Below are 18464 nucleotides of genomic sequence, written 5' to 3'. Positions count from 1 at the left end.
TACTGCGCGCACGCGGCCGGTGCCTACTCGTGGGCGGACTTGGCCGAGCTGCTGATCTGGGTCCACCAGGTCATCGGCTCGGTGACCTTGAACCGGCGGCCAGTGACGGAGTCGGGGGTAATCCGGACGAATGCGTCCTTGCGGCCCGCCTGCCAGGGAAAGAGGTAGAGCCGGGAGGTGTCCAGGACCTCCTCGGCCCCCTTCACCACTTCGGCGGTTCCCTTGACCACCACGCTCCAGGCGAGTCCGCTCTCCGGATCCACGCCGTCGGCCTCAACCGCCACGGCCGCGTCTCCGGACGCGGCCGATAACTTGCTGCCCTGGCCGGTGCGGAAGACCACCGTGCCGCCGTCCACCGTGTAATTGACGGGGAAGATATCCGGGCGGCCGTCAGCAAGGACGGCCAGCCGGCCAACGGAGACGGTGCGCAGCATGGCCCAGCATTCATGGTGCTCGAGGTTCTGGACGTCAGGTGATGACTCGTTGCTCATGCCGTGAGCATACGCCTTTCACCAGGGGCTGGGCTTGTAATCCTTCAGGAAGACACCGTACTGGTCTTCGCCGTTTTCACCCATGACAATGGGGTCGTAGACCCGGGCCGCACCGTCCACCAGGTCCAGCGGCGCGTGGAAGCCCTCCTCCATGAGCCGGACCTTCGTGTAGTGCGGCCGCTCGTCGGTGATCCAGCCGGTATCCACGGCGGTCATCAGGATGCCATCGGTATCGAGCATTTCCTGCGCGCTGGTCCTTGTCATCATGTTCAGCGCGGCTTTGGCCATGTTGGTGTGCGGGTGTCCGGCTCCCTTGTAGGCGCGGGAGAACTGGCCTTCCATGGCGGAGACGTTAACGATGTATTTGCGGTGTGCCGTGGAACGCTGCATGGCCCCGCGGAGGCGGCTGACCAGCAGGAACGGTGCCGTCACGTTGCAGAGCTGGACTTCAAGCATCTCCAGCGGGTCCACCTCGTCCACCACCTGCGTCCAGCTGTTGATGGTGGCCAGGTCCGGGACCAGGCCGCCGGCGTCGATGGCCGTTCCCGCCGCGATGCGTTCCAGTGAGGCGGAACCGGTGGACAATGCCAACGACGTCACGGCATCCCCGGCGAGGACGGGGTGCTCGGTGACGGTGCCTGCGAGTGCCAGCGGATGCTTGTCATGGGCGTGGCCGAACGTCAGCAGCTCCGGCCCGCCGTTTGCCTGCTCCAGCGCTGCGGGCAGCGGTTCGTCCTCGGCATCCACCAGCGGCTTGTAGGCATTGCCGGAGCGGCGGACGGTCTGGGCAGCGTTGTTGATGATGATGTCCAGCGGCCCGGCGTCGTTCAGGGAGTCGGTCAGTGCCATGACCTGGGACGGGTCGCGGAGGTCGATGCCGACAATCCGCAGCCGGTGCAGCCAGTCGGCGCTGTCCTCCATGGCAGCGAACCGCCGCGCTGCGTCTTTGGGGAACCGAGTGGTGATGGTGGTGTGGGCGCCGTCCCGCAGCAGCCGGAGCGCGATGTACATGCCGATCTTGGCGCGGCCGCCGGTCAGCAGGGCGCTGCGGCCGGTGAGATCGGTCCGGGCATCGCGCTTACTGTGGCTGAACGCCGCGCATTCCGGGCAGAGCTGGTGGTAGAAGGCGTCCACCTGGGTGTAGTGCTGTTTGCAGATGTAGCACGGCCGGGACCGGATGAGGTGGCCGGCCACTTCGCCGGTGGCCGAGGGAGCGAGCTTGTTTCCGCGCGTCTCGTCGTCGATCCGGTCAGGGGCGGCCGTGGCCGTCAGGGCAATAACGGCGCGGTCGGCGTCGGCAATCAGGTCGCGCTTGGTGACCCTGCGGTGGCGCTTGACCGCCTTGAACATCTTGCCGGTGGCCCGGCGCACCGAGATGTAGTCGGGGTGCTCCTCGTCGTAGACGTGGATGGTGTTCAGGACCTTGAGGCAGGCCTGGATTTCCTCAGGGGTCAGGTCGGGGGAGCTCATTGGGTCAATTTTACAGCGTGGACACAGGGCATCATGACTGAAGGACCGGAGGCGCCGTGCAGGCGCCGCCGGTCCTTCCACCGGATGTCAGCGGCGTGTCAGGACACGCGTGCCCCGGGGGAGGCTTCGGCTGCGGCGGCATGGGTCCGGGCCACCTTGTCCACCGACTCGCGCACCTCCGGGTACTGCTCCGCGGCGGCCTTCACGGCGTTGGGGACCAGATGCAGGTTCTTGGCTGCCAGCTGGCGTTCGTGTTCGCCGGGCTCCGGGACTTCCTGGTACTTGGACAGGACGGTGATGCCTGATTCGGTGACCTTGAAGCCGCGTGCACGGTCGAGGTCCGGGTCCAAACCGATGGCGGCACCGGCCGGCACCTTGACGTTCTTGTCAATGATGGCCCGGTTGATCACGGCGCCCTCGCCGACCTGTACCTTGTCCATCAGGACGGAGTCGATGACCCTGCTGCTGGTCGCCACGTACACGTCGTTGGAAAGGACGGACCCCTCCACCACACCGCCGGAGATCACCACGCCGCTGGAGACGATCGAATCCAGGGCGGTGCCCACCGTGTTGTTGACGCCGCGGACGAACTTGGCGGGCGGGGAGATGCTTTGCCGCGTGTAGATGGGCCACTCGGAGTTGTAGAGATTGAACACCGGCAGCGGCGAGATGAGGTCCATGTGGGCGTCGTAGAAGGAATCGATGGTGCCGACGTCGCGCCAGTAGGTGCGGTCGCGTTCGGTGGAGCCGGGGATTTCGTTGAGCGTGAAGTCGTAGACCCCTGCCTCGCCCTGGTTCACGAAGTAGGGGATGATGTCACCGCCCATGTCGTGCTTGGTGTCGAGCCGTTCGGCGTCCACGTGCAGGGCAGCCACCAGGGCGTCGGCGTCGAACACGTAGTTGCCCATGGAGGCGAGGAACTGGGACGGATCCGCAGCGAGGCCAGGCGTGGTGGCGGGTTTCTCCACGAATGCCGCGATCTTCTGCGGATCATTCTGGTCCACCTCGATGACACCGAACTGGTCGGCCATGCTCAGTGGCTGGCGGACGGCGGCAACCGTTGCCTTGGCCCCGCTGTGGACGTGCTGTTCCACCATCTGGGCGAAGTCCATGCGGTAGACGTGGTCTGCGCCGACCACGACGACGATGTCGGGGTTGGCATCATGGATCAGGTTCAGGGACTGGTAGATGGCGTTGGCGCTGCCCAGGAACCAGCTCTTGCCTACGCGCTGCTGTGCGGGGACGGAGGCGACATAGTTCCCGAGCTGGGTGGACATGCGCCAGGCTTCGGAAATATGCCGGTCAAGGCTATGGGATTTGTACTGGGTGAGGACCACGATTTGCAGGTAGCGCGAGTTCACCAGGTTGGAAATCGCGAAATCGATAAGGCGGTAGCTGCCGGCGAAAGGCACCGCGGGCTTCGCCCGGTCTGCCGTCAGTGGCATCAGTCTGTTTCCCTCGCCACCTGCGAGGACAATGGCCAGGACTTTTTTATTCAACGGCATAGTGGTCGCTCCTGTACGCCTTCGTAACTCCCCAAGACAATCCGGTACGCCCGGACTCCTTCACACTAGAACAGTTATGCGTGAAGGACTACCTTGGGTCTTGTGCGAATAGACATTGTGACTAAAGAGTTCCCGCCGGAAATTTATGGTGGCGCCGGGGTGCACGTCGCCGAATTGAGCAGGGTGCTTAGTAAGCACGTTGACCTGCAGGTTCGTGCCTTCGGTGCCCCCCGCGACGCCGACTATCACGGTGCTGTGGTGACTTCCTACGCTGTACCGGAGGACCTCGGCTCCGCCAACGCCGCTGTGCAGACGTTGGGTGTGGACCTGAGGATCGTCCCGGACATCGCCGGTGCCGACCTGGTCCACTCGCATACCTGGTACGCCAATATGGCCGGCCACCTGGCCTCGCTGCTGCACGGAATTCCGCATGTTTTGAGTGCCCACAGCCTGGAACCCCTGCGCCCGTGGAAAGCGGAGCAGCTTGGTGGCGGCTACGCTCTGTCCTCGTGGGTCGAGAAGACCGCTTATGAGGCCGCCGCCGCCATCATCGCCGTGTCCGAGGGCATGCGGCAGGACATCCTGCGCAGTTACCCCGACGTGGACCCGGAGAAGGTCCGGGTGGTGCACAACGGGATCGACGTCGAGCTGTGGAAGCGTGATGAAAACGACGACGCCATCCGTGCGCTCGGCATTGATCCCGCCAGGCCAAGTGTTGTCTTTGTGGGAAGAAACACGCGGCAGAAGGGAGTTCCGTACCTTCTTCGGGCAGCCGCGAAGCTTCCTGACGACGTCCAGCTCGTCCTGTGCCTGGGCGCGGCTGACACCCCGGAACTGGCCGCCGAGACCGCCGCGCTGATCGAGGACCTGCAGAAGCAGCGGACCGGTGTTGTGCTGATCGAGCGGATGTTGCCCCGCCACGAGCTGATCCAGGTCCTGAGCCACGCCACCGCCTTCGCCTGCCCGTCCATTTACGAGCCGCTCGGTATCGTCAACCTCGAGGCCATGGCCTGCGGCGCCGCAGTGGTGGCCAGCGCCACCGGTGGCATTCCCGAGGTGGTGGAGCACGGCCGGACCGGGCTGCTGGTGGACCTTGAGCAGGTCACGGACGGTACCGGGACGCCGCTGGACCCGGAGAAGTTCGTCAGTGAGTTCGCGGCCGCCCTCACGGAAGTCGTGTCCGATCCGGACCGCGCGAGGGCCATGGGACAGGCGGGCCGTGAGCGCGCCGAGAAGCACTTCTCGTGGGAGTCCATCACGGAGACCACCCTTGAGGTGTACCGCTCGGTGCTGCCCGCCAGCAGCTGACGTCCCCTCAGCAGTACGACGACGGCGCCGCTCCCCGTGGAAGGGAAGCGGCGCCGTCGTCGTAGCAGGACTTTGCGCTACGCCGGCGCTGAGCCCCTGCCGGGCTTTAGGCCTTGCGGCCGCCGGCCTTCCGCGCCAGCAGCACCTTTTCGTCCACGGGGGTCTGTCCGCTGGCACGCTGGCTGCGGAAGTAGGCGCGGGCCTCGTCCTGGCGTTCCTTCTCGGCGCCGGTGGCGATGGTGGCGCGCACGTGTTCATCGCCGTACCCGAACGCGTCCACCAGGTCCAATGCGTGCGGCCTGATCTTCTCGAGCAGCCTGTTGATGTAGCCGCCCACGGTACGCGCCCGCTGCATGGAAAGCCTGCCGTTCATGAGGTACCAGGAGAGGTTCTTTTCGATCAGGGAAAGCCCGAAAAGGTCACGCAGCCAGGTCAGGACTTTCCTGGTGCCGGGGTCGGTGACGTCTGCGAGCGCCTCGGTGAATGCCTCCCACTGCAGCAATTCGGCGTGGGCCTGTGCAGCGTCGATCAGTTCGTTCTGGTGGCGGTTGAAGAGGGCCGCGCCCTTGTCCTGCGGGAGCCGGTTGCTGCCCTTGAGCGCGGTGGCGGCCTCAGCGACCATGGTCTGCACCCGGTCGGTGAGGAGGGCCCGCTGTCCTTCCTCGTCCCGCAGGGCGATCGCAGCCTTCTGCACGGAGCCGGTGTCGGTGATGAACTGTGCAACCTGGCGCAGGCCGGTGCGGTGGATGGCCGCGCCGGTGGCCTGCCCCACCACGTAGCGGGCCAGCACGCCGAAGTCCACGTTGCGGAACTCCTTGGCGTAGTCAGCCAGCAGCCGCTTGGCAACGAGCTGCAGCAGCACGGTGTTGTCGCCTTCGAACGTGGCGTAGACGTCAAGATCCGCCCGAAGGGAGGCGAACCGGTTTTCGATCAGGAACCCGGCGCCACCGCAGGCTTCCCGGCATTCCTGCAGGGTGTCCAGGGCATGCCAGGTGCTGAGGGGCTTGAGGGCCGCCGCAAGGGTTTCGAGGTCCTGGCGGTCGGCGTCGGTGTCCGCGGCGCCGGAGAAGACGTCGTCGAACTTCTGCAGCAGCTGTTCGTGCGCAAACCCGGCGGCGTAAGTGGTGGCGAGCCGGGTGAACAGGCGGCGCTGGTGGCGCTGGTAGTCCAGCAGCACTTCCTCGTCCGTGTGGGAGGAGGCGTTGAACTGCCGGCGTTCGGTGGCGTACTGGATGGCGGCTTTCAGCGCCACCTTGGATGCTGCCACCGCTGCACCGTCCAGGGATACCCGGCCCTGGACCAGGGTTCCCAGCATGGTGAAGAAGCGCCGTCCGGGGCTGGCTATGGGGGAGCTGTAGGCGCCGTCGGCAGCGACGTCGCCGTAGCGGTTGAGGAGGTTGGTGCGCGGGACCCTGACATTGGTGAAGTGCAGCCGTCCGTTGTCGATCCCGTTGAGGCCGCCCTTGATTCCGTCGTCCTCACCGCCGATGCCCGGCAGGAATTCCTTGGTGTCCGGGTCGCGGAGGTCCACATAGAAGGCGTGGACCCCGTGGTTGACGCCCTGCGTCACCAGCTGGGCGAACACCACAGCGCCGAGTCCGTCCGTTGCGGCGTTTCCGATGTAGTCCTTCCAGGCAGCGCGGAAGGGCGTGTGGATGACGAATTCCGCGGTGGCGGGATCGTAAGTGGCGGTGGTGGCGATGCTGGCAACGTCGGAGCCGTGCCCGGTTTCCGTCATGGCGAAGCAGCCGGGGATGGCCAGGTTCATGATGCCCGGCAGCCACTTGGCATGGTGCTCTTCTGTGCCAAGGTGCATGACGGCTGAGCCGAACAGCCCCCACTGGACCCCCGCCTTGATCTGCAGCGACGGGTCCGCAACCACCAACTCCTCGAAGCCGGCGATGTTGCCGCCGTGGTCGTCGGAGCCGCCAAGCCCGGAGGGGAAGGCGCGGTGGACCGCCCCGTTGTCAACGAGGTACTGCAACTGCCCGAAGACCCTGGCACGGTGGTCCGTGTGGGTCTGGCCCTCGACCTTGTGCAGTTCGGGACGGGCGGCGAGGTCCCGTGCCTGGCGGCGGACATCCGCCCACTTGCCCAGGAGTTGCCTGCCCAGCGCTTCGGTGTCGACGGCAGGCTGGGGTCGGTCTGTGCCGGCAGCGACCCGGGTGGGGCCGGCCGGGCGGGAACCCTTGGCGGCGGGTCGGTCCACTACTTCAGTCATGTCAATGTCCTTCGTTGGTGCTGACAGGTTGCTTGGTGGTGCTGGGAGTAGACAGTTCGGGTGCAATGCCGACGCAGAGCCAGTCGGTGATCTGGCGGGCCATGGCGTCCTGGCCCGGTTTGGCGGCGGAGTCAGGGGTGCTGAGCCACTGTTCGCCGGCATTCCGCACCAGCCCGATGGCGGCCTTGGGCCAGAATCCGATGACCGCTTCCTTCCCGTCGCCCAGGTGGGAGCGCATGGGGCTGGCGATCATCTCGGCGACTGCGTCGAAGAAGTGCCCCAGGGCGCCGGAGACGGCCGCGGCGCCGGACGCCTCGGCGTGGCGTGTCACGAAGGTGTAGACGTTCGGGCTGGTGGACGCCATCTGCAGGTAGGCGGAGACCATTGCGAACAACCCTTCCCGCGGCGTCACGGCGCTCTGTGCGGCCTCGCGGATGCGCCGCTGCATCTGGTCCAGGACCACCTCGCCCACCGCCTGCTGCAGCCCGGCCTTGTCGCCGAAGTAGCGGTAGAACACCGACTTGGACGTTCCGGCAGCTGCGGCGATGTCCTCCATGGGGGCGTCGCTGCCAAGGGCGTGTACCGCGCGCCGGGCCTGCTTGATCAGCTGCCGCCGGCGTTCTTCACGGTGGGACTCCCAGCGGGACGACCTGCCGTCCGGACTGGCGGCAGGGGAGGGCCCGAGGGCGCGTGCTGCGGTTCGTGCTTCGGGCATGTTCACGATACCCAGCGTATCAGGTACGCTGGGTATCGGTAACCGCATGCGACCAGAGGAGACACCCATGTCCATTGACGGACAGTCAGCCACCGGCCCCGACGGGTCAGCCCGCCCAACTGCGGGGGCCACCGCGCTACGCCGGGCAGTCGTTGTGGGCGGCAACAGAATTCCCTTCGCCCGCGCCGGAGGTGCCTACGCAAAGTCCTCCAACCAGGACATGCTGACGGCAGCCCTAGACGGTCTCATTGCCCGGTTCGGCCTCCAGGACGAACGCGTGGGAGAGGTGGCAGCCGGCGCGGTGCTCAAGCATTCCCGTGACTTCAACCTCACCCGCGAAGCGGTCCTCGGCTCGGCGTTGTCCGCCGAAACGCCGGCCTACGACCTCCAGCAGGCCTGCGCGACGGGCCTGGAAACCGTGGTGGGCCTGTCCAACAAGATCAAGCTCGGCCAGATTGACTCCGCCATCGCCGGTGGCGTCGACTCCGCCTCGGACGCCCCGGTGGTGGTCAGCGAAGGGCTCAGGGAGGTCATCCTCGACCTCAACCGGGCAAAGACGCTGCCGCAGCGGCTGCAGATCCTCAGCCGGCTGCGGCCCAAGGACCTGGCTCCGCTGGCTCCGGGTACTGCAGAACCGCGCACCGGCCTCTCCATGGGCGAGCACCAGGCCCTGACGACCGCCCAATGGAAGGTTTCCCGGGAAGCCCAGGATGAGCTTGCCCTCAACAGCCACCGCAACCTTGCCGCAGCTTACGAGGCCGGGTTCTTTGACGACCTCGTCACCCCCTACCGGGGCCTGTCCCGCGACGGCAACATGCGCGCCGATACCTCGGCGGAAAAGCTCGCGTCGCTGAAGCCCGTCTTCGGCAGGAACCTTGGCGCCGACGCCACCATGACCGCCGGAAACTCGACGCCGCTGACAGACGGCGCCTCGACGGTCCTGCTGGCCTCGGACGAATGGGCAGACGCACGCGACCTGCCGAAGCTGGCTGCCGTGGTGGATGCGGAGGCCGCGGCAGTGGACTTCGTCCACGGCAAGGACGGGCTCCTGATGGCTCCGGTCTTCGCGGTTCCCCGGCTGCTGGCACGCCACAACCTGACCTTGGCGGACATCGACTACTTCGAGATCCACGAGGCCTTCGCGGCCACTGTACTGAGCACGCTTGCTGCCTGGGAGGACGAAGACTTCGGCCGCACCCGGTTGGGCCTGGACGGTGCCCTCGGCAAGGTGGACCGCTCACGTTTGAATGTGAACGGCTCGTCGCTGGCAGCGGGACACCCGTTTGCGGCCACCGGCGGACGCATCGTGGCTTCGCTGGCCAAGCTGCTGCACGCCAAGGGCAGCACGGACGGGCGGCCGGCCCGCGGACTGGTGTCGGTGTGTGCTGCAGGCGGCCAGGGCGTCGTCGCAATCCTGGAATCGGTATAGGAGGCCGGCATGGCAGACAAATACACGCAACTGGTCAACCAGGGGCTCGGCAAGAACGTTGCCAAGAGGCTTGGGCTGCCCCAGCCGGCACTCCTGCGCCGGTACCGCCCGGGCCAGCCCCTGATAGCGGGGCCGGTCGTCATCCAGGGTGATTCCGCGGCGGCCGACCAACTGGGCGCAGAGCTGTTGTCCTGGGACCTGGACGTCCGCCGGCACGCGGTTCCGGGCGAGAAGCTCGGGGCCATCATCCTGGTGCTGGACGAAGTGGAGCGGCCGGAGGATCTCGGCAGGACAGTCCTGAGCGCGGCCGCCTCCCTTCGGGACCTCGCGCCAAGCGGCAGGGTCCTCACAGTTTCCCGTCCCGCCGCTGAAGCCGGTTCGCCTGCAGCTGCAGCGGCCCGTCAGGGAATCGACGGGCTCCTGCGGTCCCTGGCCAAGGAACTGCGTGCCGGGGCAACCGGAAACGGCATCCTTCTGGCGGAGGGCGTGGACATCACGAGCCCCAGCGCCCTGGGTGCGGTGCGCTTCTTCCTCTCCGGGCGTTCAGCGTTCGTGGACGGCCAGTTCCTGAAGATTTCCGACGCCGGAGGCACGCTGCCCGAAGACCCTGACCTCCCGCTGGCAGGAAAGATCGCCGTCGTCACCGGCGCAGCCCGGGGGATCGGCGCGCAGATTGCCCGTACCCTGCACAGGGACGGCGCCACTCTGGTGGTGGTGGATCTCCCCGCAGCCGGGGACCACCTGGCGGCCGTGGCCAACGAGGTCAGGGGAACAGCCCTGCAGTTGGACATCACCCGTGCGGACGCCGGGCAGAGGATCATCGACCATGCCGTCCAACGCCACGGCCGGCTCGATATCGTCATCCACAACGCCGGCATCACCCGCGACAAACTTCTCGCCAATATGGATCCCGCCCGCTGGGACTCGGTCATCAACATCAACATCGCTGCCCAGCTTCGGATCAACGAGGCCCTCCTGGGCTCGGAGCACTTCAGCCAGTCACCGCGTATCGTGACTGTTGCGTCCACCAGCGGGATCGCCGGAAACAGGGGGCAGACCAACTATGCGGCCTCCAAGGGGGGAGTCATGGGCATGGTCAGGGCAACAGCGCCACTGCTGGCAGAAGCCGGCGGAACCATCAACGCAGTGGCGCCGGGGTTCATCGAAACGGAGATGACTGCACGGATCCCCCTGGCCCTCCGGGAAACAGCAAGGCGCCTGAACTCGCTCAAACAGGGCGGCCAGCCCGTGGATGTGGCTGAAACCATCGCCTTCCTTGCCAGCGACTCCGCCGGAGGCATCAGCGGTGAAGTGCTCCGGGTATGCGGACAGAACCTGGTCGGCGCGTAATGGCGGTGCAGCCCCTCATCCTGGGGGAGATGCCGTCACTGTCCAAGCTGTACATTAACGCCGCCGCGCAGGCTGCCCGGCGGCGGCTCCTCGGGACAGGCGATTCCTCCCACCTGCCCGACGAAAGCCACGAGGTGCGGGCAGTCGCGGTGGATGTCGCAAACCTCACCGCCTACCAGCACCTGTTGGGCGAGACCGCCAGTGATGTGCTGCCCGCGGGTTTCATCCACGCATTGGCGTTTCCGCTGGCCATGAGCGTGATGAACCGGGACGACTTCCCGCTTCCACTGCTGGGCATGATCCACCTGGGCAACCGGGTGGAACAGCGCGTGCCGCTGCTCTTCACCGAGGCCCTGGACATCACGGCGCGGGTAGAGAACCTGCGGGGGCACCGGTCCGGCACGCAGGTGGACGTTGTGGCGGAGGTCCGCAAATCCGGCAGTAATGCCGTTTGCTGGCTGGGAGTCTCCACTTACCTGGCGAAGGGGATCTTCCTGCCGGGAATCGACAAGCCCTCGGCCCAACACGGCAAGCCCGACTTCCGTGCGCCCGATCCGACTGCACTCTGGCAGTTGGGTGTGGACGCGGGCCGGGCTTACGCCGCCGTTTCCGGTGACTTCAACCCCATCCACCTCAGTGTGTTGTCTGCTAAGGCGTTGGGCATGCGCCGGTCGATAGCCCACGGCATGTATTTGGCGTCCAGGGCGCTCGCCGACGTCGGCCCTGCCCGCGGCGATTCCTTCATTTGGGAGGTCGGGTTCGAAACACCGGTGTTCCTGCCGGCCCGGGTTGCCCTGGACATCACCACTGAACAGGAAGGCACAGGCGCTTGGCACCGTTCGAGTTTCGTCGCCTGGAACCCGCGGTCCGGGCGGCGCCACTTCAACGGTTCAGTTGCGGCGCTTGATGACGCGGCTGCCGGCAATGGTGACGAACGGGCCGGAAAGGACACACCTGGCCTCACCGAAACCGGCGCTTCCGGGCCGGTGCAGGAAGAGCGAATCTAGGAACGCCCGCTAGTCTGCCGGACGGACGGCACGGAGAATGCGGTGGAGGCTGAGCAGGAGCGATTCCGAGGCGTGAACCGTACCCTCATCGGTTTCCCGCTCGGAGGTGACAGCCATGCAGGTGTCCAGGGCCGCCTTCGCTGCGTCAAAGCGCTCCCGGTGCCCAGGTGCGTCATCGTCTCCGCAGGACGCCAGCAGGTCTCCGGAGGCCATCATTGCCGCCGACAGTGACTCGTTGTCTTCCACCGGCACGTCGTAGGGAGCGTCGCTCTCCCAGATGACGTCGCTCAGGACATCGGTCATGTCCTGGATGTGGAATGTCACACGCTCCAATTCGCGCAGGTGCTTGTAATCTTCATCCATGTCGCGGGGGTGCAGGCGCCGCCGCGGATTTCCGCGGCGGCTGGCGTCCGCTTCCTGGACAAGGTGCCGTACGGTGCGGGTGGCCTCCGCCAGCTCATCGGACCGGCGGGACCACTCGGCATGTTCGGGTGGCCATTCTTCGCGAAGTGCCTTACCCATGTCGGTCAGTTGCGTGCCGAGTGCCCGGCGGAGTTCATCCAGGCTGGCTGCGGCGGCGTTGAAGTGCAGCGGCGGAAAGATCAGGAAGTTGACGCCAATGCCCACAGCGACACCTACCCCCATTTGAACGAGGTAGCCGAAGGAGAAGCCATCGGGGTCGCTGTTTCCCACCAGCAGGACAAGAAGCGCCGCCGTCGGAATCCAGTCGCTGCCGGACCCGATGCCGGGCAGTCCACCCAGGAGGACGCCGATGCCCATGAAAATTGCCACCGTCAGGGGAGAGGGGTCGGTGTAGGACACCAGGAGGAACGCCAAGCCGATGCCGACGGCAAGTCCGGCCAATGCCTGCGCACCCTGCCGGACCGAGCCGACAACGTTGTGGTACATCGCCACCAGGGCTCCTAGGGGAGCGTAGTACGGGTAGTTGGCGGCAGCGCCTGGCATCAGGGGCGCGATCAGGAACGCAAGCCCTGCCGCGATGGCTGCTTTGGTGGCCAGCTGCAGCCGCTGGGCGGCGAAGGCTGCTGTCAGCCCCTTGATGGCCCGCTTAAAGATCTCGGTGCCCTGGCCCCATATGACTTGCGTTCTGGCTTGCGGCGTGCTCATCCGCCCAACCTTAGGGTGGTTTGACCCTCAACCCCAAAAGGCGCAGGTCAGCGGGCCGGCCGGCTTGGGCGCACTACGCCAGCGCGGCCGCCGAGCGCCGTACTGCGGCCGCCAGCCGGTGGGCCCGGCCTGGCGTCCGCCCGTCCTCGGCCCGCCGCGGAATGTAACCGAACCCGAGGGCGTATGCGGGGTCGGCAAAGCCAAGGGCGGCGTTGGCGCCCTCATGGCCGAAGGCCCGGTGGCTGCCAAAGTTGCGGGATGGATGAGGTTTCATGAAGACCACGGCGAAAGCGTTGTCCAGGCCTGAAGAACGGTCCAGCCCCCAGACCTGTTCGGCTGACATCCGGCGGACCGTGTCGTCGCCGAGGAACGGTTCTGAGCCGTCCGCGCCGGTGGTGGCCGCAGCGTACAGGCGGGCAAGGCCGTCGGCTGAGCCCACGCCTCCGGCGGCTGACATTCCGGCTGCGCGGATGGTCCTGATGTTCGGTAGTTCCATGATGGTGCTGACCGGCGAGTTCGAGTTGAGCCCGTCCAGGCTCAGCGGATCGAGCCATGGCTGGTCCGCGTCAGTGGTGTATAGGACGTCCCTGTAACGGTGTTCTTCTTCCTCGGGCAGCCCCAGGAAGAATTCCACATCATACGGGATCCGGATCCGCCGGTCGTAGAGGTCCTGCAATGACTCTCCCGACGTACGCCGGCAAAGCTCCTCCATCATGATGCCTATGGTGAGCGCGTGGTAGCCGAACTGCCGTCCCGGTTGCCACAAAGGACGGGCTGAGGCCAGCCTGGCCGCAGCTCCGGGTGTTGTGAACTCGCCCAGCCCGAAGCCGCCCGCGATGCCTGGCAGCCCGGCCTGGTGAGACAGGACCTCGCGTACCAGCAGCCGGTCCTTGCCGTGTACCCCAAACTCCGGCCAATAGAAGGCCACCGGCCGGTCGAGGTCAAGGACGTTGTCCTGCACAAGCAGTGAAATGACCATGGCGGCGACACCCTTTGAGCATGAGTAGGCCCCGGTAACTGTGTCCTCAGCCATGTCCGGGCCGCCGGTAAGTCCCACAACGCGGACGCCGCCGTGGTACGCAGCGAGCTGGGCGCTGTAACCAGGATCCTCGGCCAGGAAAGACTCAAACAGGTCGAGGACGTTTTCGAAGCCGGCCGCTACCGCGCCGCGGGAAATCTGCATCCCCACATTCTAGAGGAAACCGCTTTCCGCCTAGTGTGCCGCTCCGTGCCCCGGGGCTATTTCCTCGCCCTTCCTGACTGGCCCTGGTGGCGTTCCGTCGCCGAAAGGCCGCCCGCCGAGTGTTTCCCGGCCGTGCGCTTCGAGCCACCCGGACAGGTCCGGCCCGGCCGGAACGATGCCGGTGGGATTGATGTCCTCGTGAACGATGTAATAGTGCTGCTTGATCTGCACGAAGTCTGTGGTGTCGCCGAAACCGGGAGTCTGGAAGAGGTCGCGGGCATAAGCCCACAGGGCCGGCATTTCGCTGAGCTTTTGCCGGTTGCATTTGAAGTGGCCGTGGTAGACCGCGTCAAAGCGTGCCAGCGTCGTGAACAGGCGGACATCCGCCTCCGTGATGGTGTCACCAACCAGGTAACGCCGGGCGGTGAGGCGGTCCTCCAGCCAGTCCAGGGCTGTCCAGAGCCGGTCGTAGGCGGCCTGGTACGCGTCCTGGGATCCTGCAAACCCGCACCGGTACACGCCGTTGTTCACTTCGGTGAACACCCGCTTGTTCACCTCATCGATTTCGTCCCGCAACCGTTCCGGATAAAGGTCAGGGGCGCCCGGCCGGTGGAATTCAGTCCACTCCGTAGAGAAATCCAGCGTGATTTGGGGGAAGTTGTTGGTCACGACAGCGCCGGTGGGTACGTCAACCAGGGCAGGAACAGTGATGCCCCGCGGGTAGTCAGGAAAACGCTTGAAGAAGGCTTCCTGCAACCGCTCGATGCCCAGGACCGGATCCTTTCCGCCGGGATCAAGGTCGAATGTCCAGGACCGGGCATCATGCGTTGGTCCGGGCTGCCCAAGGGAGATTGCTTCCTCGAGGCCCAGCAGCCTGCGCACGATGACTGTCCGGTTGGCCCAGGGGCACGCCCGCGCTGCAACCAGCCGGTAGCGTCCCGCTTCGGCGGGCCAGCCTGGCTCGCCGTGGTCCCCGGGCCTGCCATCCCGGGTCACCCGGTCCTCAATGTAGTTGGTGTCCCGCTTAAATTCGTGGCCGCCGGTAACGTAGGCGCCCCGGGTGCTGTGCTCCCCGGTTCCGCCGGCCGTCAGGGTGCTCTCCGTGTCGTGGCTCATCTGCCCAGCCTATGCGCCAGCAGACAGGACAGCGGTGACAGGCTGCAACGCGACCATCCACGAGCCGGCCACGATAGCCGAAAAAAGGACAATCCATACGCCCGAGGGAACATGGGTGGCCCTGTACAGCAGGTAGGCGTCCGAGGTCGCAAGCTGGCTCCGCCTGCGGAGGTGTACATGGGCCAGTTTGATGAGGTCCCTCACCGCCCCAACCAGCAAGGCCAGTCCCAGGATCACGGCGACGTGGCCAGTGAATTCCCTGGGCACAACGAGGACCATGGCCAGTGCAGCGCAAATCGCTGCCAGCGTGATGAGGAATCCGGCAAGGTTGCGCAGGAACAGCAGGGTGGCCACCAGGGCAAGGCCTCCCGCGGCGATGGCGGCCGGCCCCCAACCGCTGAATCCGCACACCACAAACACAGCGCCGGTCACCGCCGGAACAGGGTAGCCCCAGAAGCATGACCACACAGTGGCGAGCCTGCTGCGGCTGTATGTTGTGGTGGTGCCGGAATGATCGAGGCGCAAGTGGATTCCGGAGAGCCGCTGCCCGCTGGTGACGGCAGCAAAAGCATGGCCGAGCTCATGCGTGGCCGTGGTCAGGAGACCAAAGTACTTCCAGGAGCGCCGAGGTACGGACAGTGCAGTCGCGGCGAGGAGCGCCAGCACAAGTTCGGTCAAGGTGATGAGGGGCAGTGGCGTGCGGGTGAAGGATGTCAGCAGGACCTGCCACAGGTCGGCGGCCCCGTTCATCCGAACGTGCCACGTCTCATGATTAGGGTGCCGTCCATGGCTCCAACGCTACCGGTCCACGCTGGACGTCCCCTTAAAGCCGGAAGGCACGCCGGGTGGCGTGCCTTCCGTTGCGGCCGGATCGGGAGGATCCGAAGGGTTCCTGGTGCCTAGCCTTCGCACTCGGTGCAGTAGCTGTGACCATTCTTCTGGCGGGCTATCTGGGACCGGTGCCGGACCAGGAAGCAGGAGTAGCAGGTGAATTCGTCGTCAGCCTGCGGAATGACCTGCACCACGAGCTCTTCGGCAACGAATTCGCCGCCCGGTACGCCCGCGCTGTCGAGCCCATCAGCCTCATCCAGCTCAAGGACGACACTTCGCGCATCGGGAGCATTCGCGGACTGGAGCTGCTCGAGCGAGTTGTCCTGCGACTCCTTGACGTCGGAGCGCAGTTCATCATAATCGGTTGCCAATTTAGGTGCTTCTCTTTTCTTTGGTTGGCCTGTCGCGTATGAAACGTACAGCATCAAGGGGGTATTCCCCAAGAGAGGGAGTATATTTGCCGCCGCCTGGGTACAGGTTCCATGACGCGGCCGGGCCATGACCAATGGATGATTTCCGTGCCGGAAGCGGTGGGCGCAACGGCAGTTGTGCGTCCAAAGGATCCGAAAGGGCGTACGTGGAACTACTCACTGCAGGATTTGGCGGTGCCGCCCAGGTAGCAACGGGCGTTGGCCCCGTCCTGGAGAAATTCGACGGCATCTCGCGGATTGCCGTCCTGCGCGGCGGTGGACTGGGTGACCTGATCTTCGCTATTCCCGCGATGGCGGCGCTTAAAGCGGCCTATCCGGAGGCAGCCCTGACGCTTCTCGGCACGCCCGTTCAGCAGGCGCTTTTGGCTGCTGTGGAAAGTCCGGTTGACGATTTCTGCCTGCTGCCGTTTGCGGAAGGCGTTCGGCCCGGTGGTGAAGATCACTCAGAGCTGGATGGTTTTTTCGACCGGCAGCGGGCACGACCGTTTGATCTCGCCGTACAGCTTCATGGCGGCGGACGGTACTCGAACCCTTTCCTGCTCCGCCTGGGCGCACGGCATACGGTGGGCACCCAGACGTCGGATGCCGCGGCCCTGGAGCGGACCGTTCCCTACATCTACTACCAGCATGAACCCCTGCGTGCCCTGGAGGTGGCAGGGTTCGCCGGCGCCACGCCTGTGGACCTTGAAGCGAGGCTTGTCCCCGCGGCGGGGGTGCGGGCGATACGCAAGGCAGCCAAAGACGACGGTGCGCGGCCCCTCGTGGTGATCCACCCGGGGGCAACCGACCCCCGCCGTCGTTGGCCCGTTGAGCGCTTTGCACAGCTTGCCGGCACATGCGCCGCGGACGGCTGCCGCGTCGTGGTCATCGGCGATGGCAGCGAACAGGAGCTGGGAGAACAGATCGCTGGTACTGCCGCCTCAAAGTCCGTGGAGTCCCTGGCGGGCAAGCTCACTATGGCCGAACTGGTAGGCCTGCTGGCCGACGCCTCCGTGGTGGTGGGAAACGACAGCGGCCCCCGCCATCTTGCCCAGGCTCTTGGTGTGCCAACTGTGGGCGTTTTCTGGGTGGGGAATGTCATCAACGCGGGGGCCCTTGGACGGGCGATGCACCGTGTGCACATGTCCTGGCTCACGGAGTGCCCCACCTGCGGGATCGACATAACGCAGGTGGGCTGGACGGCACCGCGTTGTGTGCACGACGACTCAATCGTCGCCGGCGTAGAGGTCAGGGAGGTCTACGAGGATGTTCGGAACCTGGTGGCCACAGCCGTGAGGAGGTCACTGGCGTGAACGGGGGAGTGGTGCCCACGGACGCTTTGGGCAGCGGAACAGCCGACAAGCCCGAACTGCTGGTGCTCCGGGCGCTGAAGCTCGGAGACCTGTTGGTGGCCGTTCCGGCGTTGAAGGCCATCCGTCGGGCTTTCCCGGAGCACAGGCTCCGATATGCAGCCCAGGGTTGGTTGTCCGAGATGCTGGGCCTGGTGGGCGGGTATGAGCTGCTGCCCACGCACGGGCTCGACGAGCCGTTGGCCCTTCGGCCCGGAGTGGTGGACGTGGCCGTGAACCTCCACGGAAACGGACCGGAAAGCGCTGGCCGGATCGAGGCGCTGGAGGCCCGGCGAACCATTGCCTACCGAAGTGGCAACCTTGATGGTCCACCATGGCGGGCAGAACTGCATGAGCGCGAACGCTGGGCACATCTGCTGTCCTGGCACGGGATCGAAACCGATCCAACAGATCTTCGGCTTGATCATCCGAGGGTTCCCAACCCTGTGCCGGGAGCAACGGTGGTGCACGTTGGTGCCGCGTACGGCAGCCGGCTCTGGCCTGTCGAACGGTTTGCCGCCGTTGCCGCGGAACTCGCACAGGCCGGTCACCACGTGGTCTTCACCGGTGCGGAGGGGGAAAGAGACCGCGCCCGTGCTGTCTGCCGGCTGGCTGCGCTCCCGACGGAATGCGTTCTCGCCGGCAGCCTGGGTTTGGCTGGGTTCGCTGCCATCATTGCCGGCGCCAGGCTCGTGATCTCCGCTGACACCGGCGCCGCGCACCTGGCATCGGCCTATGGCACGCCCTCCGTGGTGCTCTTCGGGCCGGCACCACCGGAAATCTGGGGTCCCCCGCCGGGCCCGCACGTTGTGCTCACAAAGGCAAAGCTCCGCCGCGGCGACACCTTTTCCGACGTTCCGGACCCGGCCCTGCTGGGAGTAGAGGTTGACGATGTCCTGTCAGCGGTAATCGGCCTCGGCCTGTTCCCGGCTTGAGCAAAATTTGTGGATT

16 protein-coding genes are annotated in these 18464 nt (G+C 65.9%); 6 read left to right on the top strand and 10 right to left on the bottom strand.

What is annotated here, in order from left to right:
- Positions 1-23 precede the first annotated feature (23 nt).
- The 3 genes from OVA06_RS08705 to glgC form a co-directional block, all read right to left on the bottom strand.
- Positions 24-491 (bottom strand): pyridoxamine 5'-phosphate oxidase family protein, encoded by a 468-nt coding sequence (locus OVA06_RS08705; protein ID WP_056079115.1) that lies wholly within the window; start codon positions 489-491, stop codon positions 24-26.
- Positions 492-509: 18 nt separating this feature from the next.
- The gene (locus tag OVA06_RS08700) at positions 510-1961 is read right to left on the bottom strand and encodes an SDR family NAD(P)-dependent oxidoreductase (protein ID WP_056079119.1); all 1452 of its coding nucleotides are present in this window, start codon (positions 1959-1961) and stop codon (positions 510-512) included.
- 98 nt (positions 1962-2059) lie between these two features.
- Positions 2060-3466: a glucose-1-phosphate adenylyltransferase gene (gene glgC, locus OVA06_RS08695; RefSeq protein ID WP_268157653.1), complete on the bottom strand. Its 1407-nt coding sequence runs from the start codon at positions 3464-3466 to the stop codon at positions 2060-2062.
- A gap of 102 nt (positions 3467-3568) precedes the next feature.
- On the opposite strand from glgC, the gene glgA reads away from it, so the two are divergent.
- Positions 3569-4774 carry a glycogen synthase gene (gene glgA, locus OVA06_RS08690; protein WP_268157651.1) on the top strand — a complete coding sequence of 402 codons (1206 nt, stop codon included), beginning with the start codon at positions 3569-3571 and terminating at the stop codon, positions 4772-4774.
- Positions 4775-4880: 106 nt separating this feature from the next.
- Here glgA and OVA06_RS08685 read toward each other — a convergent pair whose 3' ends face one another.
- Both OVA06_RS08685 and OVA06_RS08680 read right to left on the bottom strand, forming a co-directional pair.
- Positions 4881-6995, bottom strand: a complete 2115-nt coding sequence (locus OVA06_RS08685) for an acyl-CoA dehydrogenase family protein (protein WP_268157649.1) — start codon at positions 6993-6995, stop codon at positions 4881-4883.
- A 1-nt stretch (position 6996) separates the two neighbouring features.
- Complete coding sequence (locus tag OVA06_RS08680) at positions 6997-7710, bottom strand: TetR/AcrR family transcriptional regulator (RefSeq protein WP_268157646.1); 714 nt, start codon at positions 7708-7710, stop codon at positions 6997-6999.
- 67 nt (positions 7711-7777) lie between these two features.
- Between OVA06_RS08680 and OVA06_RS08675 the strand changes: the two genes are divergently transcribed.
- Genes OVA06_RS08675 through OVA06_RS08665 form a run of 3 tightly spaced genes read left to right on the top strand, consistent with a single transcriptional unit; the run spans position 7778 to position 11496 of the window.
- A complete protein-coding gene (locus tag OVA06_RS08675) occupies positions 7778-9139 on the top strand; it encodes an acetyl-CoA C-acetyltransferase (RefSeq protein ID WP_268157644.1) in 1362 nt (453 codons plus the stop codon).
- Positions 9140-9148: 9 nt separating this feature from the next.
- Entirely contained in the window at positions 9149-10489 is a 1341-nt protein-coding gene (locus OVA06_RS08670; protein WP_268157642.1) for a 3-oxoacyl-ACP reductase, read from the top strand.
- The gene (locus OVA06_RS08665; protein ID WP_268157640.1) at positions 10489-11496 is read left to right on the top strand and encodes a MaoC family dehydratase; all 1008 of its coding nucleotides are present in this window, start codon (positions 10489-10491) and stop codon (positions 11494-11496) included. The genes OVA06_RS08670 and OVA06_RS08665 overlap by 1 nt, the downstream gene beginning before the upstream one ends.
- A gap of 9 nt (positions 11497-11505) precedes the next feature.
- On the opposite strand, the gene OVA06_RS08660 is transcribed toward OVA06_RS08665, so the two are convergent.
- The 5 genes from OVA06_RS08660 to OVA06_RS08640 form a co-directional block, all read right to left on the bottom strand.
- The gene (locus OVA06_RS08660) at positions 11506-12624 is read right to left on the bottom strand and encodes an FUSC family protein (RefSeq protein ID WP_268157638.1); all 1119 of its coding nucleotides are present in this window, start codon (positions 12622-12624) and stop codon (positions 11506-11508) included.
- Between the two features lie 73 nt (positions 12625-12697).
- Complete coding sequence (locus OVA06_RS08655) at positions 12698-13807, bottom strand: serine hydrolase domain-containing protein (protein WP_268157637.1); 1110 nt, start codon at positions 13805-13807, stop codon at positions 12698-12700.
- Positions 13808-13837: 30 nt separating this feature from the next.
- A complete protein-coding gene (locus OVA06_RS08650) occupies positions 13838-14923 on the bottom strand; it encodes a glutathione S-transferase family protein (protein WP_268157636.1) in 1086 nt (361 codons plus the stop codon).
- A gap of 9 nt (positions 14924-14932) precedes the next feature.
- Positions 14933-15673, bottom strand: coding sequence for a M50 family metallopeptidase (locus OVA06_RS08645; protein WP_268157635.1), 741 nt, complete (start codon positions 15671-15673; stop codon positions 14933-14935).
- A gap of 149 nt (positions 15674-15822) precedes the next feature.
- Positions 15823-16125 carry a DUF4193 domain-containing protein gene (locus OVA06_RS08640; RefSeq protein ID WP_045731354.1) on the bottom strand — a complete coding sequence of 101 codons (303 nt, stop codon included), beginning with the start codon at positions 16123-16125 and terminating at the stop codon, positions 15823-15825.
- Positions 16126-16331: 206 nt separating this feature from the next.
- Between OVA06_RS08640 and OVA06_RS08635 the strand changes: the two genes are divergently transcribed.
- On the top strand, positions 16332-17477 hold the full coding sequence (locus OVA06_RS08635; protein ID WP_268157634.1) for a glycosyltransferase family 9 protein: 1146 nt from the start codon (positions 16332-16334) through the stop codon (positions 17475-17477).
- Positions 17474-18448: a glycosyltransferase family 9 protein gene (locus tag OVA06_RS08630; protein WP_268157633.1), complete on the top strand. Its 975-nt coding sequence runs from the start codon at positions 17474-17476 to the stop codon at positions 18446-18448. Before OVA06_RS08635 ends, OVA06_RS08630 begins: the two co-directional genes overlap by 4 nt.
- Positions 18449-18464 lie beyond the last annotated feature (16 nt).

The organism is Pseudarthrobacter sp. SL88, assembly GCF_026672455.1.
Lineage (GTDB): Bacteria > Actinomycetota > Actinomycetes > Actinomycetales > Micrococcaceae > Arthrobacter.
This window is presented reverse-complemented; position numbering and strand designations above follow the sequence as displayed.